Origin of the sequence: Vreelandella lionensis, from assembly GCF_002087295.1 — a bacterium.
Taxonomy (GTDB): domain Bacteria; phylum Pseudomonadota; class Gammaproteobacteria; order Pseudomonadales; family Halomonadaceae; genus Vreelandella; species Vreelandella lionensis.
The window spans coordinates 1-17123 of the sequence record NZ_MWVI01000022.1 but is presented as its reverse complement, the minus strand read 5'-3'; the positions used below and the strand labels follow the sequence as shown (position 1 = coordinate 17123).

11 protein-coding genes and 2 pseudogenes are annotated in these 17123 nt (G+C 55.2%); 8 read left to right on the top strand and 5 right to left on the bottom strand.

The features are described from left to right. Window positions 1-1710 (top strand): tripartite tricarboxylate transporter permease (locus B4967_RS03010; RefSeq protein ID WP_340638677.1); only part of this gene is annotated, 1710 nt, incomplete at its 5' end. A gap of 190 nt (window positions 1711-1900) precedes the next feature. Here B4967_RS03010 and B4967_RS03005 read toward each other — a convergent pair. Beyond that, window positions 1901-2290: a RidA family protein gene (locus B4967_RS03005; RefSeq protein WP_083023468.1), complete on the bottom strand. Its 390-nt coding sequence runs from the start codon at window positions 2288-2290 to the stop codon at window positions 1901-1903. Between the two features lie 87 nt (window positions 2291-2377). Beyond that, a complete protein-coding gene (locus B4967_RS03000; protein WP_083023465.1) occupies window positions 2378-3277 on the bottom strand; it encodes a LysR substrate-binding domain-containing protein in 900 nt (299 codons plus the stop codon). A 115-nt stretch (window positions 3278-3392) separates the two neighbouring features. Between B4967_RS03000 and B4967_RS02995 the strand changes: the two genes are divergently transcribed. From B4967_RS02995 to B4967_RS02975, 5 genes and pseudogenes are all read left to right on the top strand, one after another. Next, window positions 3393-4457, top strand: coding sequence for a tartrate dehydrogenase (locus B4967_RS02995; RefSeq protein WP_083023463.1), 1065 nt, complete (start codon window positions 3393-3395; stop codon window positions 4455-4457). 9 nt (window positions 4458-4466) lie between these two features. Beyond that, window positions 4467-5645 carry a glycerate kinase gene (locus tag B4967_RS02990; protein ID WP_083023461.1) on the top strand — a complete coding sequence of 393 codons (1179 nt, stop codon included), beginning with the start codon at window positions 4467-4469 and terminating at the stop codon, window positions 5643-5645. 77 nt (window positions 5646-5722) lie between these two features. Beyond that, window positions 5723-6697, top strand: coding sequence for a TAXI family TRAP transporter solute-binding subunit (locus tag B4967_RS02985; protein ID WP_083023459.1), 975 nt, complete (start codon window positions 5723-5725; stop codon window positions 6695-6697). 78 nt (window positions 6698-6775) lie between these two features. Further along, window positions 6776-8931, top strand: a pseudogene (locus B4967_RS02980) (TRAP transporter permease). A gap of 153 nt (window positions 8932-9084) precedes the next feature. Next, entirely contained in the window at window positions 9085-9600 is a 516-nt protein-coding gene (locus B4967_RS02975) for a hypothetical protein (protein WP_083023458.1), read from the top strand. A gap of 153 nt (window positions 9601-9753) precedes the next feature. On the opposite strand, the gene B4967_RS02970 is transcribed toward B4967_RS02975, so the two are convergent. The 3 genes and pseudogenes from B4967_RS02970 to B4967_RS02960 all read right to left on the bottom strand — a co-directional run bounded on the left by B4967_RS02970 (window position 9754) and on the right by B4967_RS02960 (window position 13853). Next, on the bottom strand, window positions 9754-10932 hold the full coding sequence (locus B4967_RS02970) for a vWA domain-containing protein (protein WP_083023456.1): 1179 nt from the start codon (window positions 10930-10932) through the stop codon (window positions 9754-9756). Window positions 10933-10935: 3 nt separating this feature from the next. Further along, window positions 10936-11789: pseudogene (locus B4967_RS02965) on the bottom strand (AAA family ATPase). Window positions 11790-11879: 90 nt separating this feature from the next. After that, entirely contained in the window at window positions 11880-13853 is a 1974-nt protein-coding gene (locus tag B4967_RS02960; RefSeq protein ID WP_083023455.1) for a sigma-54-dependent Fis family transcriptional regulator, read from the bottom strand. A gap of 288 nt (window positions 13854-14141) precedes the next feature. On the opposite strand from B4967_RS02960, the gene B4967_RS02955 reads away from it, so the two are divergent. Together B4967_RS02955 and B4967_RS02950 are read left to right on the top strand one after the other, a co-directional pair. Then, on the top strand, window positions 14142-15956 hold the full coding sequence (locus tag B4967_RS02955; RefSeq protein ID WP_083023453.1) for an NAD(P)/FAD-dependent oxidoreductase: 1815 nt from the start codon (window positions 14142-14144) through the stop codon (window positions 15954-15956). A gap of 18 nt (window positions 15957-15974) precedes the next feature. Then, window positions 15975-17051 carry a 2,3-butanediol dehydrogenase gene (locus B4967_RS02950; protein ID WP_279384641.1) on the top strand — a complete coding sequence of 359 codons (1077 nt, stop codon included), beginning with the start codon at window positions 15975-15977 and terminating at the stop codon, window positions 17049-17051. Window positions 17052-17123 lie beyond the last annotated feature (72 nt).

The window sequence follows — 17123 nt, the reverse complement described above, 5'->3', positions numbered from 1 at the left end:
GCGCCGGCTTCACGGATTCAGGTCTATGGCATGGAGCCGTCTGTGGCACTGGGCATGCTCATGGGTCTAGTGGCGGTGATCCCCACGGGCGATACGTTTGCCTCGGTACTGCTTGGCATCCCGGGCTCTAGCGCTTCCCAGGCCACTGTTGTGGACGGCTTTGCGCTGGCGAAAAAAGGGCAGGCGGCACGAGCGCTGTCTAGCGCGTTTTTGTCGTCAATGATCGGTGGGCTTATCGGTGCTCTGGTGCTGACCGCCTTTATCCTGATTGCCCGGCCGGTTGTACTCTCGTTCTCTTCCTCAGAGCTGTTTATGTTGACGCTGCTGGGGCTCTCCATGGTGGCGGTGCTGTCTGGTAAGGATGTTTTTAAAGGCATTGCTGCCTGCGGCGTTGGCTTACTGGTGGGTACCATTGGTATGGCACCCGCCACCGGGGAGTTCCGGCTGCCGTTTGAAATTGACTACCTCTACGATGGATTGCCGTTAGTGGTGGTGGGGTTAGGTATTTTTGCACTGCCTGAAATCATTGATTTATTAGTGAAACGCGGCGCGATTGCCGAGCAGTCCTGCCAATTGGGCAAAGGCTGGAAAGAGGGCGTTAAGGATGTGGCCAAGCGGCCTGGACTGGTAGCTCGCTGCGCGGGGATTGGCAGCTTGATGGGCACGGTTCCTGGCTTGGCGGGCTCCGTGGTGGATTGGCTCACCTACGGCCATGCGGTGCAGAGCGCTAAGGATAAATCACAATTCGGTAAAGGCGATATTCGCGGTGTGATTGCGCCGGAGTCGGCTAACAACGCCTGTGCCTGCGGCGCGATGGTGCCCACGCTACTGTTTGGTATTCCTGGGTCTGGTACAGCGGCGGTGGTTTTAGGTGGTTTGCTACTGCTGGGCCTTCAGCCTGGGGTGAGTATGTTGGAGACGAACCTTGACCTGACGTACACCATTATTTGGTCGTTAGCTTTGGCGAATATCTTAGGCGCTGCGCTCTGTTTAGGTTTAGCGCGCCCGGTGGCTAGCTTAACGCGAGTGCCGTTCGTGATTTTAGCGCCGCTGATTACCATCTTGATTCTCTTTGCGGCCTACCAAGCAACGCGCTCGCTGGGGGATCTCTTTGCACTCGGTATCATTGGCGCGATTGGTGTGCTGTTCAAGCAGGCGAATTGGTCTCGTCCTGCCTTCTTGATTGGTTTTGTGCTCGCGCCCGGTGCCGAAGCGTACTTCTATCAAGCTGCCCAGTTTCAGGGGGCTGAGGCCTTTATGCGGCCTGGCGTGCTGATCATTGGTGCTCTGATTGCGGCATCACTGCTACTCCCGCCTCTACGCAGCTACTTGAAAAAGCGCCGCCAAGCAAATGAACCCATGACCCATGAGCTTCAGGAGGAAGTGGCTCCGCTGGCACTGGGCGTGATCGATGTCGTGTTGCTGGTTAGCCTATTAGCAGTGGCGGGGTACACGTGGTGGGCCTTTGCGGATCTTTCCATGCTGGGTGGCATTATGCCTAGGCTGGCGATTGCCATTATTGTCGCGGCGTGCGTGATGGAAATTATCAGAACGGTCATCAAGCCGATGAAGTGGCAAACGCAGACATTGAGTCAGCAGTTGATTTGGGTCGCCGGTTTCTTCGCATTAATAGGCAGTGTGATGGTGCTGGGCTTCCTATTTGCCGCTGCGGTATTTTGCCTGGGTTCTTACTGGTGGTGGCACGGATGAAACCAGTAGCTGCCGTGGGGCTGGCGGCGGGCGTCACGCTATTTCTGATGGGGATGGCCAACCTGCTAACGCTGACCTATCCGACAGGAATGTTGGCGGGACTGTAAAACGGCGCGAGCTAAAGACGAACTCACAAAAAGCCACCTATGTGGCTTTTTGTGTTTAAGTGATAGCAACAAAACAAGAAGCGTTATTGCTTGACGCGCTGTGCCATCAGCGTGATCTCCACGGTACTGCCACCGCAAATGTGGGGTGATTCAGTACAAGTTCGCGCTGGGTAGCGCCCTGGCTCAAAAAATTCGGCGTAGATGCTGTCTAGAGCATTGATCTGTTTTAGGTCAGTTAGGTGAACATCCACGCGAACCACGTCCGCAAGGCTGCTACCTTCTTGCACCAACATACGTTCCAGCTCGCGCATCACTAAGCGGGTTTCTTCTTTGACATCGCCACGGGAGGCGCTGCCGTTGGAAAGGTCGGCGACTGTCAGGCCAGAAATAAAAATATAGTGATCGTCAACTACCATGTGACTACCCGGAAAACTGGGTTTTGGCAGGGTAGGGTCGTTGATGAACTGTGTCATGTGCTCTCCTTGGCATTAAGGCTCAAATAAAGCGGCCTAATTGCTTCTGACTCGTTACTTTTGTAGTCGTTCAATAATGAGTAACAGTTAAAAATCCAATGGTTTGCGCAAATACTCCGCTAAAAAATCAATGAGCAACCGCACTCGAATCGGCGTGTATTGGCTGTAAGGATAAACCGCATAAATATCAGCGTTAGGTAAAGCGTAGTCAGGCAGTAAGCGAATCAGCTTGCCGCTTTTCAAATGTTTCACAACATCCCACTCTGCCCGAACCGTCACGCCCATCCCTTGCAGTGTCCAGTGTAAAACGGTTTCACCATCGTTAGCGCTTAGCGAACCAGCCACTTTGACGTGGTGATGCTCGTTCTCTTTAATAAACGTCCAGTTGCCATAGGTGTCATCGTTTTGACGTAAAAATAAACAGTTATGTTGAGCAAGCTCACGTGGATGTTCAGGGGTGCCCGCTTTTTTTAAATAGCGAGGAGCCGCACATAGCCACCGTTGGTGGGTGACCAATTTACGGGCGTGCAGCGTGGAGTCAGGTAAGTTGCCAAAACGGATGCACACATCAAATGAGCGCTCAATGAGATTTACCGGGTGATCCGTTAAATAGAGCTGGCAGTCAATTTGTGGATAGTCACGCACAAACTGTGAGATGGCATCTGCCATATACTTTCGTCCAAATCCAAACGGTGCATTAATCCGTATGGTCCCTTCTGCGCCAGTGCTCTGCTGGCGGATCGCACGTCGCATCGTCTCCATTTCACGGCTAATTTTCTGTGCATATTCAAGATATAGCTGCCCGCTGCTAGTGAGGCTCATAGCTCTTGTAGATCGAATAACTAGCTGACAACCCATGTTTTTTTCAATTTGAGCTAGTCGTTTGCTAGCCGCCGCCGAAGAAATATCCAGCGCTTTCGCAGCGTTTGAAATACTGCCTTCCGCGCAAAGTAAAATAAAAAAATCGAGTTCAGATACGCTGCTCATTATTAACTCTTAGGTTATATCTAAATTAACTCTGAGTTTATTGCCGAATTCTTATGATGTCACCTAGGATGCGTTCAGTCCCTAGCAATAAGCCCTTAACAAGCAGGAGCATCCAATGCGTACACATAACGTGGCAGTCATCCCTGGTGATGGTATCGGTACAGAAGTGATTGGCGCTGGTAAAAAAGTGCTTGAAGCGTTGGCGAAGAAAAGCGGTGACTTCGCCTTTAATTTCGAAGAGTTTGACTGGAGTTCCCAGCGCTATCTGGATCAAGGCCAGTATATTCCCGAGGGCGGCCTAGAAAAATTAGCGACGTTTGATGCCATTTACTTTGGTGCAGTGGGCAGCCAGCAAGTACCCGACCATATTTCACTTTGGGAGCTGCGGTTAGCTATTTGTCAGGGTTTTGACCAATACGCCAATGTTCGTCCTGCGCGTGTATTACCGGGAGTCAACAGCCGGTTACAGCATGCTGACAAGATTGACTGGGTGATTATTCGTGAAAACAGCGAGGGTGAGTACTCAGGTAATGGTGGTCGCGTTCACCGTGGGCTACCGGATGAAGTAGCGACAGAAGTGTCGATTTTCTCTCGCAAAGGTATTGAGCGTATCCACCGTTTTGCCTTCGAGATGGCCCAAAGTCGGCCCCGTAAACAGCTTACTCTGGTTACTAAATCTAATGCTCAACGCCACGGTATGGTGCTGTGGGATGAGGTTTTCTTTGAAGTCGCTAAAGAGTATCCCGATGTTTCTATTGACCGCGAGTTGGTAGATGCGGTGACCACGCGCATGGTGTTGAAGCCCGACACGCTAGACGTGGTGGTGGCGACTAATTTGCACGCCGATATTCTTTCTGATTTAGCCGCTGCACTTTCAGGCAGCCTGTGGATTGCGCCCACTGCAAACCTTAATCCAGAACGTCAGTTCCCCTCGATGTTTGAGCCCATCCACGGTTCTGCCTTTGACATTGCGGGGCAGGGCATAGCTAACCCTGTAGGTTCTTTCTGGACCGCTGTCATGATGCTGGAGCATCTGGGCGAACAGTTAGCCGCTGAGCGTCTTATGGCAGCCATTGAGCGTCTAACGGCTTCAGGATTACAGACCAAGGATCTTGGAGGTACGGCTACTACCCACGATGTCACTCTCGCTATTTGTTCTGATATTGAAAGCCAGGCGTAAGCAATCGTAATGAACATCTTGATAGCGCCAGATAGCTATAAAGGATCGCTTAGCGCGACTGAAGCCGCTGCAGCCATGGCGCGTGGTTTCAAGCGCGGCTGCCCTGATGCTCAGATTACTCAATGCCCGCTTGCTGATGGCGGAGAAGGGACATTGGATGTTCTGTTAGTCAGCGGTCATGCCACGCGGCAAACGCTTTCTGTAATTGATGCATATGGTCGTGAGCATCAGGCGGCTTGGGGGTGGGATGAGCAGAATGCGACGGCATTTATTGAACTGGCGCAGGCAAGTGGGTTATGCGCTGATATGGCGAGCAAGCCAGGTGCTGTGGAGTGTGCTAGCACCTTTGGCGTTGGCCAGCTTATCCGCGCAACGCTGGATAAACAGGTCCAGCATATTGTGCTGACGTTAGGAGGAAGCGCTACCAACGACGCCGGTGCAGGCATGTTGACGGCCCTAGGCGCACAGCTTCTGGATGCAGAGGGCCACTGCCTACCTTTGGGAGCCGCCGCACTTGAAAGGGTTCAGCGCGTGGCGCTGGATGCGCTAGACCCCAGGCTTGCCAGCGTGTCATTTACTGCGGCTGTGGATGTTAGTAACCCTTTGCTCGGTCAAGACGGGGCCACCGCAATCTTTGGGCCACAAAAAGGAGTCGCGGCAGGCTCGGTCACAAGGTTGGATCTCGCATTAGCGAACTTTGCACGGTGTCTTTGTCTGGCGCTGGATAAACCATTGGTCGATTTTCCTGGTGCGGGCGCGGCCGGGGGAATGGGCTTTGTCGCCGAGGTTGCGCTGAATGCTGAGCTAACGCCCGGTATCGAGCTTGTGATGAAGCACAGCCAATTTGCTCTCCTTTTAAACGAGTGCGATTGGGTGGTGACGGGAGAAGGGCAGTTAGACGGGCAGAGCCTTGCAGGGAAAACGCCTATCGGCGTCTCTAAAGCAGCGGCTATTCAGGGCGTGCCCGTTGTGGTGCTGGCAGGCGGTTTGGGTACTGGCTGGCAGAACGCCTATCAAATGGGTGTCACCGCTGCGTTTTCACTGGTAGACGGCCCTGTCTTACTTGCCGATGCCATCGCCCAGAGCGCCCAGCTGATTGAAGATCGCTGTGAATCGTTGGCGCGCTTAATGAAGGTGAATCACTTAAGCAACCTACCCAAGGAGGTGTTTTCTCACGCTAACTCATGATGGCTTGATTCTTCTCTATTTAACGAACGCAGCATTCATAGCAACAGTGACAACAACAATATTGATGGAGTATTCCTATGAAAACGTTCACAACACTTTTTACAAGTGCATTATTCACCGCCGTTGCGGGCAGCACCCTCGCCGATGACCGTAGCGACTGGCCGAATAGTCTCACTATTGGTACCGATAGCCAAGGCGCGACCTATTACATCTATGGCTCGGGTTGGGGAAATATAGCCAGCGAAGCTACTGGCGCCAATTTCGGAGCAGAGGTTACCGGTGGGCCAGTCCAAAACGTCACGCTAGTGCAAATGGGTGAACACGAGTTCGGGATGGTGACCATGGGGCGTGCTTACCAAGCTTGGGTTGGTGAAAGTGCCCTGGCTCCAGGTGTCGAGCACACTGACATTCGTGCAGTATTTCCGATGTACCAGACAGCTTTACAGGTCATTGCTCTGGAAAGCTCCGGGATTGAGTCCATCGCTGATTTAGATGGTAAAACGGTGGGGATTGGCCCTGCTGGCGGAACCGGAGATCTGTATTATCCCCAGCTGTTCGATGCACTAGGTTTGGACGTCGAGACACGTAATGCCGGAGCAGCCGATCAGGCGGGGCAGGTACAGGATGGATTGCTAGATGCGTTTGCCTTTGCTTCTGGCATGCCGGTGTCTGCATTTAGTCAGCTAGAAGCCCAGGCTGATGTCAATATTTTCTCGTTTTCCCCCGATGAAATCGCCGTGTTTGCAGAGCAATTCCCTGAGCTATCTGCTTCCGTGATACCTGCCTCTATTTATAGCAGCTTAGAAGAGGATACCTCTGCGGTATCGCTGTGGAACGTTGCCATTACGCATAAAGATATGCCTGATTCGCTGGTGTATGAAGTGACGAAGGCTGTCATGGAGAATAACGACCGTATGATGCAGGTGCATGGAGCGGCCGTAGAAACGCTTCCCGAAAACGCTGAGCACAACGCTTTTATTCCCTGGCACCCAGGAGCTGTCCGTTGGTTTGAAGAGAATGGCGTAGAGATTGACGAAGAATTGAAAGGTTAATTAACACGGCATATTGCGTGCGGGTATAACCCGCACGCCTTCATCCCCAGGCTCAGTCGGCCTAGAAGGTAGGACAGCATGAGTAACAATACTCCAGAAGTGCAGCCCATCATCCGCACCGATAGTGTGTCGGATGTGCCCGTTGCCCATAACGAACGGCTGCTGTCCGGGATGACCGGCAGCATTATTTTCCTTGCGTGTGTTTTGGTTACCTCACTGCACCTATATGCCTTGAATGTCTCGCCCATCGAGACGTGGACATTTCGGATATTTCACGTTGCTGGGGGCTTGGTAGTGGGGTTTGCTTTAACCGCCGCCGCGACGCTTGAACGTGACACCCAGGTTCCTCGACGTTCAGCCACTGAGTGGCTAGCGTTAGTTGTCAGTGGTACTGCTCTTGGTTACGCAGCGCTATGCATGGTATATGCCTGGTGGTTGCGAGATATGCAGGAAGTTGCGTCAGTGACCGCGCCCTTATATCACCTTAGCTGGGCATTAGTCATAGCGACGTCCGGTGCACTTCTCAGCAGTTGGGCGTGGCGCAGTGATGATAAACATATTCACTGGGCTGATTGGATGTTGATGGTGGCTTCTATTTTGGTCGCTACTTTCTTAATCTTTGTCATTGATCGCTGGCGTATGGTGGCAGGTATGCCGTTAGTGGGTCAAACGGAACTGCTTGTGTCCGTTGTTGGTGTTGCGTTGATTATGGAGTTAACGCGTCGTGTAGCAGGGCTAGCATTGATTGTCATCACCGGGGTGTTTTTGATGTATGCGTTTGCTGGACCGTTACTGCCTGGCATTCTTGAGCATCAGGGCTATGGCGCACCGCGCTTCTTCTCCTATCTCTATACCGACAATGGGATTCTTGGCCCGACAACGGCGGTGTCATCGACGTATATCATTCTATTCATTACCTTTGCCGCATTTTTACAAGCGTCCAAAGTGGGTGACTACTTTGTCAATTTTGCCTTTGCTGCAGCGGGACGGTCTCGTGGCGGCCCTGCCAAAGTGGCTGTTTTCGCCTCTGGGTTAATGGGAATGATTAACGGAACGTCTGCGGGGAACGTGGTGGCGACCGGTTCATTGACTATTCCACTTATGAAGCGAGTAGGGACCACCCGCGCAGTGCTGGAGGGATTGAGGCGGCCGCGTCTACGGGCGGACAAATCGTACCGCCCATTATGGGCGCTGGTGCCTTTATTATGGCTGAGATTACAGGTATTCCTTATACTGATATCGCCATTGCCGCTTTAATCCCTGCCGGGCTCTATTTTCTATCTATTTATTTGATGGTGGATCTGGAGCCCCGTCGAGATGGCATGCAGGGCTTGGCAAAAGACCAACTGCCCGTATTTAAAGATATGGTGAAGCAGGTCTACCTGTTTTTACCCATCATCATTCTGGTTGGCACGCTATTTATGGGCTACTCCGTCATTCGTGCGGGCACGTTGGCCATGATCAGTGCAGCGGTGGTTTCCTGGTTCACTCCTCACTGGATGGGACCTAAAGCCTTGCTTAATGCGCTTTCCTTGGGTGCCCGTATGGCGGTTCCATTGATTGCCGTATGTGCCTGTGCGGGGATTATTGTGGGGGTGATCTCATTAACGGGCGTTGGCGCGCGGTTTGCTTCAATGCTGCTAGGCATTGCCGATGCCAGCCACTTCCTAGCGCTCTTTTTCGCCATGTGTATTTCTATTTTTCTGGGAATGGGCATGCCTACGACAGCCGCCTATGCCGTCGCGGCTTCCGTGGTAGCGCCCGGATTGCAGCAAATTGGTATTCCGCCGATAGTGGCCCATTTCTTTGTTTTTTATTATGCCGTGCTCTCTCCGATTACCCCGCCAGTGGCCTTGGCAGGCTATGCAGCCTCTGCCATTGCCAATACGGATCCTCTCAAAACTGCCATGACGTCGTTTAAGTTCGGGCTATCTGCGTTTATTGTTCCATTTATGTTCTTCTACAGCCCTGCGTTGTTGATGGATGGTCACTGGTGGGAAATCCTTCGGGTAGTGATCACGGCGAGCATTGGGATTTACCTGCTGGCGGCGGCGGTACAAGGCTACTTTATGAGCGGACGCGCGAATGTTTTGCAGCGCCTGATTCTTCTATTAGCAGCGCTGGCGATGATCGCCGGTGGCTGGATGACGGATTTATTGGGTATTGGGTTAGGAAGTATCGTACTGACAACGCAGCTTGTCGCCTCCCGTTCAATGGCGAAATCTCCCAGTTAAACTGGTGTCGTCACGCGCTTTGCTCTACGCTGGCGGGCTTTTATAGCTCGCCAGCGCTTGTTGTAACGTAGGGAAGTGGCGGGGTGAACGAACGCAACGAGAGAGCGTTATAAGGTAGTCCATGTAAGTCAGAGTGAGCCGCGTGATGCGTGTTTGGCCCAGATATGTGCTGAGGTGTGTGGCCAGCAGGCAGGCCTAACGCCGCTGGTGGTGTTTACCGGTACTAAAAATGTGCTGTTTGCCCAAGAAGGCGCACGCCTTTTGGCAGGTGTGGACGGTGCGGGCAAGCCGCTGGCGCTAGCCCTGCTAGTGCTTGATGAAGCGGGCCAGGGCATGACCGTGACCCATGCCTGTGAGTTTGCAGAGGGCGCTAAAGCGCGTTTACTCAGTGAGCTAAGCCTCAAAGCACCGCTGCGCATTGATGTTCAGAATGAAAAAGAGAAAACGTTCTATCAGCAGTGCGGCTTTAAACGCTGGTTAGCAGCGGATAATGGCCAGCATATTGGGCTGTCGGCGCGCCATCCTGCCAAAAGCCTTGAGGCGCTATCGCCCACGTTAGCACTGGATGAAGCGCTGATTTTGCGTCGCTTTAAACACGATGCGGCTGCGTTCGCTCAGGCTAAAGAGGCATTTTTAACCGGGATCAATAACGTGCCTGCGACGCTTTAAGGCAACGCGACGTTCCATTATTCGCGACCAGCTTGCGCGCTGCTGTCATGCTCTCAACAGCGTGGCTAGGGCACGTGAACAGGGAGTAAAACGCTATCGTTTGTCGAAGGTTCGGAATACCCCACCCAAGCAACGGCGTTGGGTGGGCAAACGCTACTTCGCCAATTCGCGCATAGCGGTTTCCAGCCCTTCCAGCGTCATCGGGTACATACGCTCGTCGATGAGTTCGCGGATCAACTGGGTGGAGTAGGTGTACTCCCACGCCCTGGGAGGCATCGGGTTTAGCCAAGCCAAGCGGGGGAATTTTTCGGCCAAGCGTTTTAGCCACACACCGCCGGCTTCGTCGTTAAAGTGCTCGACGCTGCCGCCGCGATGCGTGACCTCGTAAGGCGACATGGCGGCGTCGCCTACGATCACCACTTGGTAATCGGCGCCGTAGGTGTGCAGCACATCCATGGTAGGGATGCGTTCGTTGCCACGGCGCTGGTTGTTTCTCCACACGCCTTCATACAAGCAGTTATGGAAATAGAAATGCTCTAGGTGCTTAAACTCAGAGCGGGCCGCCGAGAATAGCTCTTCACAGACGCGAATGTGGTCATCCATCGAACCACCCACGTCCAGAAACAGCAGCACCTTCACCGCGTTGTGGCGCTCTGGGCGCATCTGCACGTTGAGTAGCCCGGCATCCTTGGCGGTTTCACGGAGGGTGCTATCCACGTCGAACTCTTCTAACGCCCCTTGGCGGGCGAATTTGCGCAGTCGCCGCAGGGCCATTTTGATATTTCGGGGGCCCAGCTCCAGCGAGGCATCGTAATCCCGAAAGCGCCGCTCATCCCACCCCTGGGTAGCGCGGCGGTGGCGGGAGCCATCCTGCCCGATGCGAATGCCTTCTGGGTTGTAGCCGTAAGCCCCCAACCGGCTGGTGCCGCCGGTACCAATCCACTTATTGCCGCCCGCGTGGCGCTCTTTCTGCTCCTCCAGGCGTTTCTTAAAGGTCTCGATGAGTTCCTCTAAGCCACCGAGAGACTCGATCTTGGCCTTCTCTTCATCGGTGAGCTGTTTTTCGAACTCGCGGCGCAGCCACTCATCGGGAATCAGCGCTTCGATGGCGGCGTCCATGTCCTCAAGGCCCTTAAACCAAGCGGCAAAGGCGCGATCGAAGCGGTCAAAGTGGCGCTCATCTTTGACCATCACCGTACGCGCCACCTGATAAAACGCCTCCATATCGGCAAACCCCACGCCCCGCTCGACCACGGCATGAAGATCTAGCAGCTCCCGCAGTGAAACAGGTACGCCCGCGCGCTTGAGGGTTTCAAATAAGCCGATAAACATGGCTTAGCGCCCGCTGTTCTTCTGGCGACGCATCATAAAGGCCAGGCGTTCAAGCAGGTGGGTATCCTGCTCGTTTTTGACCAGCGCACCGGCCATGGGCGGCAGCGCTTTGGCGGGGTCGCGATGGTAGAGCGCTTCTTGCGCCAGCTCGTCGGCCATCAGCAGCTTAAGCCAGTCGACCAGCTCAGACGTTGAAGGCTTTTTCTTCAGCCCTGGAGCGCTGCGCAGGTCAAAGAAAACCTCCAATGCTTCGCTGACCAGTTTTGGGGCAATGTTCGGGAAGTGAACATCAACAATCGCCTGCATGGTCTCGCGGTCGGGGAATTCGATGTAGTGGAAAAAGCAGCGGCGCAGAAAGGCATCCGGCAGCTCTTTTTCATTGTTGGAGGTGATGACGATGATCGGGCGCTTCTCGGCGCGGATGGTTTCACCGGTTTCGTAGACGTGAAACTCCATACGGTCCAGCTCTTGGAGCAGGTCGTTGGGGAATTCGATATCCGCCTTGTCGATTTCATCGATCAGCAGTACCACCCGCTCATCGGCGGTAAAGGCTTCCCACAGTTTGCCGGGCTTGATGTAGTTAGCGACGTTTCAACACCTTCTACGCCTAGCTGTGAATCCCGCAGGCGGCTCACCGCATCGTACTCATACAGCCCTTGAGCGGCTTTGGTGCTGGATTTGATGTGCCAAGTGATCAGCTTGGTGCCGAGGGATTCTGCCAGCTCTTCCGCCAGTAGCGTCTTGCCGGTGCCTGGCTCGCCTTTAATCAGCAGCGGGCGCTCAAGCACCACGGCAGCATTCACCGCCTGTTTAAGCGCATTGGTTGCGATATACGAAGAAGTGGAGTCAAACGCCATAGTGGGCCTCGGCTTATTGGAAGCGTGGTGAATATTAGATTCAAACAAGTGTACGTGAGGCTGGCCGCCCAGGCCAAGCGCCGTCCGCTGTCAGGCCTTATTCGGCGGCACGATGCCTTGGCGCTGCATTTGCCGATACACCGTTGGCCGTGAAACCCCCAGCTCGCGTGCCACGGCGCTAATGTTCCAGTGGTGTTGCTGCAGTCGTGTCACAAGGTGGCAATCAGTGGCCTGGCTTTCAGGCGCGGTTATCGCAGGTGTACGAGTAATGCGTTGGCTTAGGCACTGTTCAGGCAGGTCGTAAACGGTGATTTCATCGCTCTCGGCGGTGGCGAGTGCAAATGCCAGGGCGTTTTTTAGCTGACGAATATTGCCGGGCCAGGCGTAGGCGAGTAGTGCGCTGATGGCGTCGGCACGCAGCCGAGGGGCGGAGCTTCCGCCGCGTTCTCTCACCACATCGCTGAATACTTGGCGAATCACGTAGAGCTTGTCGGCGCGTTCGCGCAGCGGTGGTAAGCGCAGTTGGGCACCGTTCAGGCGGTAGTAGAGGTCTTCACGAAACTCGCCCTGCGCAATCATGGTATCGATGTGGCGGTGGGTAGCGGTGATCACCCCGATATCGACTTTTTCCGGTTTGTTTGCCCCTAGCGGCATCACTTCCCGCTCGGCCAGGACCCGCAGCAGGCGGGTTTGTAATGGCAGCGGCATATCGCCGATCTCATCTAAAAACAGCGTGCCGCCGTGGGCCTGGGGGATCAGCCCGCGCATGCCTTTTGTCCGCCCGCCGGTAAACGCGCCAGGTTCATAGCCGAACAGTTCGCTCTCAATCAGCGCTTCGGAAATCGCTGCACATTTCACCGCCACAAAAGGGCCTTTGGCGCGGTTGCCGCTGTCGTGCAGCGCACGGGCAACCACTTCTTTGCCGGTGCCGGTTTCGCCGCTGATCAGCACGTTGACACTGGCTTCGTTACGCAGCCGTTCAGCCAGCTTTTGCACTTTGCGTATGGCGGGGTCGTCGGCCCCCAACCGTTCTAGCGCTGTTGGCAGCGAGGAGGCGGGCTTACCGAGTGGTGCGATGCGCGGCCTGCGCGGCTCCAGCAGGCTAATAAAGTAGATGGCGTTGCTGGCGCGGGCGCGAAACGCCCGTAGCTGGTCGTTGGTCGCGCTGTTGATGCTCAGCACATCGGCAATCTCGCACTCAAGCAGTTCGCTAAGCATCGGTGTGTGTTGGGCAGACCACGGCGGCCAGCGCTGTTGGTGCGCACTGATAAGTTCGCGGCCGACAGCATTGGCGGCAATCACTTGGCCGTTTTCTTCTATCGCGATAAGCCCACGCCCGTTCACGTGCACAAACTCCCGCGAGGTATCTAAGCGCACCATTAGGCAGTCGCGGTAGCGCTGCAAAAAGTAGGCGTCTTCGATCATGCGGGCGTAGAGCGTCACCAGCGAGAGGCTGAAGTTCTGGCTCTCATGCTGAGTGGGCGATTGCAGCGCAGAGATATCCAGCACGGCCATCACGTTGCCCTGCGGGTCGGCGATGGGGGCGGCGGTGCAGGTGAGCGAGATATGCGTGGCGTCGAAGTGCTCCTGGCGGTGGCAAATGATCGCTTGGCGATCGTGTAGGCAGGTGCCTACGGCACAAGTGCCCGCGAAGCGCTCGTCCCAGTCGGCACCTAAATAGAGGCCCGCTTTGCGTAGCTGCTGGTCTTGTTTGTGGTTGCCGCGAAACTCGACGGTAATGCCGCGATGGTCGGTGAGTAGCAGCACGTAGCCGAGCTGGGCGATTTGTTCATAGAGCTGATCGACCCCGGCGCGGGCAACGTGCAGCAGCTCATCGACGGATTCCCGGTGCTCGATCAAGGTTTGCTGAGGAACCACCCGGGCAGGGCGTGGCTGCGTGGGGTCGAGTTGGTACTCATTGAGGCAGCGCAGCCAGGAGCGGCGGATGGTGGCCTGCGCCGGAAGCTGCGGCGCATCCAGCCCTTCACCGAGCTGGAAGATGTGCTCGATATGCTGGCGCTGCACGGAGGCCAAGCGTGTCGGTGGTAGTGATGGTGTTGGCATGGCGAATCCACACACGATTATTGTTGTACTTCCAGCCTATGCGCTTTGTAGTGGGTGTCAACGAGGGTGTATTACGCCGTTAGTCGTGCGTTACACCTGTAACGTTAGCCGTACACAGGGCGCGACAGGTGTACGCGGCTTGCGCTGTTTTATAGCGGTGTGTGGATGCTAAATTAATTTTATTTTTCAATAACTTATTTCCTATTTGGCGCATTTGGCACGGCGGGTGCTTAGGGTTGAGTGTCTTATCGACAGTTCAACAATAACAACGACCTTGGAGTACCCGCGATGACTCACACAGAGATAAGTACCCCATCCAGCGCTACCAGCACCGTCAACGCATGGCTTCATGATTTTGATGAAGCGCTGCAGGCCCGCGATATTCAGCGCGTGCTGACGCTATTCAACGACGAATGCTACTGGCGCGATTTTCTAGCGTTTACCTGGAATCTAAAAACCTGCGAAGGCAAGGAGGATATCCAGGCCATGCTCGATGCCACGCTGGCCAATACCCAGCCCACCCAGTGGCAGCTTGACGGGGAGGCCAGCAAAAACGGCGATACCGTCGAGGCGTGGTTCACTTTCAAAACGGCCATTGCCAGCGGAAAAGGCTACCTACGTTTGAAAAACGGCAAGTGCTGGACGCTGCTGACCACCATGCAGGCGCTGGATGATTTTCCTGAACCCCGCAACCAACACCGCCCCAAAGGGGCCGAGCATGGGGCCAATAAACAGCGTGAAACTTGGCTGGAAGCCCGCGAACGCGAGGAAGCCGAGCTTGGTTACACAAAGCAGCCTTACTGTGTGGTGATAGGCGGTGGCCAAGGCGGTATTGGCCTGGGGGCGCGGCTAAAGCAAATGGGCGTGCCCACCATCATCATTGAGCGCAACGAGCGTGCGGGGGACTCCTGGCGCAAGCGCTATAAATCCCTCTGCCTGCACGACCCGGTATGGTACGACCACCTGCCTTATATTCCCTTCCCGGAGAACTGGCCGGTGTTTGCCCCGAAAGACAAAGTGGGCGACTGGCTGGAAATGTACACAAAGGTGATGGAGCTCAATTATTGGAGTTCCACGACCTGCGACAATGCACGCTTCGATGAAGCCGCAGGCGAGTGGATCGTAAACGTGAAGCGCAACGGCGAAGAGATCACGCTGCGCCCGAAGCAGCTGGTGATGGCTACCGGGATGTCCGGTATGCCCAACGTGCCCAAGTTTGCAGGCGCGGAGAGCTTCGAGGGCGAGCAGCAGCACTCCAGCCAGCACCCAGGGCCGGATGCTTACGCGGGCAAAAAGTGCGTGATTATTGGTTCGAATAATTCGGCCCACGATATTGCCGCCGCGCTCTGGGAGCACGATGCCGATGTCACCATGCTCCAGCGCTCCTCGACCCATATCGTTAAATCGGATTCATTGATGGAAGAAGTGCTGGGGCCGCTCTACTCCGAAGAGGCGGTGGCAGGCGGGCTTACCCATGAAAAGGCCGATCTGATCTTTGCTTCCATTCCTTACAAAGTGCTGCCTGACTTCCAACGTCCGGCGTTTGAGGCGATTAAGCAGCGCGATGCTGAGTTTTACCAACGGCTGGAAGACGCGGGATTTATGCTCGATTTCGGTGACGATGAGTCTGGCCTGTTTTTGAAGTACCTGCGCCGTGGCTCGGGTTACTACATCGAGGTGGGGGCCTGCGATCTGGTCGCCAATGGCGATATCAAGCTGCGCAGCGGTGTCGGTATTGAGCGTATTAATCCCCACTCCATTACCTTGACCGATGGTAGCGAGCTACCGGCAGACCTCATTGTGTATGCCACCGGCTATGGCTCGATGAACGGCTGGGCGGCGCGGCTTATCTCCCAGGAAGTGGCCGATAAGGTAGGCAAGTGCTGGGGCTTAGGCTCCGATACCACCAAAGACCCCGGCCCTTGGGAGGGCGAGCTGCGCAATATGTGGAAGCCTACCCAGCAGGAAGCGCTGTGGTTCCATGGTGGCAACCTGCACCAGTCTCGGCACTACTCCCACTATTTGGCGCTGCAGTTAAAGGCTCGTATGGAAGGGCTAGAAACGCCTGTCTATGGCCTGCAGCCGGTTCACCACGTGGCATAAACACAGGAAGGGAAACCCATGAGTCAGTCAACGAATCAGCAACAGATGCAGGCCGCGGTATGGTATGCCGCTAAAGATCTGCGCGTTGAGCACGTGCCGGTGCCCACCATCAACGACCCTCATGCGGTGAAAGTGAAAGTCGCCGCCTGCGGTATTTGCGGCAGCGATTTACACGAATATGCCGCCGGGCCGATTTTTATTCCGGTAGGCAAACCGCACCCCATTAGCGGCGAACAGGCACCGATCATTATGGGCCATGAGTTTGCGGGCGAAGTGGTGGAGGTCGGCGAGAAAGTGACGCGGGTGAAGGTAGGCGACCGTGTGGCCATTGAGCCGATCCTTTCGCCTAACAAGGATGGCGCTTACCAGATGGAGCGCTACAACCTGACGCCGCTGCTCGGCTTTCACGGCCTCTCCGGCGGAGGCGGCGGATTTTCGGAGTTCACCGTGATGGGTGAACACATGGTGCACAAACTGCCGGATGACCTCAGCTTTGAACAGGGGGCGCTGGTCGAGCCTGCGGCGGTTGCGCTGCATGCGGTGCGCCAGAGCAGCCTCAAAGCGGGTGATAGTGCCGTGGTGTTTGGTGCTGGGCCGATTGGCTTAATGACCATCGAAGCGCTTAAAACCGCCGGGGCTGCACAGATTTATGCGGTGGAAGTTGCGCCATCTCGTAAGGCCAAAGCCGAAGCGCTGGGAGCCACCGTTGTCGACCCACAGCAAGAAGACGCGGTGGAAAAGCTGCACGCCTTGAGCGGCGGCGGGGTGGATGTGGCCTTCGAAGTGACCGGCATTCCCGCCGTGCTCAATCAAGCGCTGCATAGCACCCACGAAGGGGGCGAAGTGGTGGTGGTGAGTATTTGGGAGGGAGAGGCTAGTTTTCACCCCAACGACCTGGTGATTAAAGAGCGCACCATGAAAGGCATTATTGCCTATCGCCATGTGTATCCGGCGGTGATGGCACTGATGCAGCGTGGCTACTTCCGCGCCGAGGATATGGTCACTCAACGCATTCCGCTGGCGGATATCGTCGAGGAGGGCTTTGAGGCACTGCTGAGCGATAAGGCGCAGGTGAAAATTATCGTCACGCCATAGCGGTACGTTTTTGAAAAGCGAAAGGCCATCGACGGATGGCCTTTTTTGATGGTGCGCCAGGCATGGCGCGCA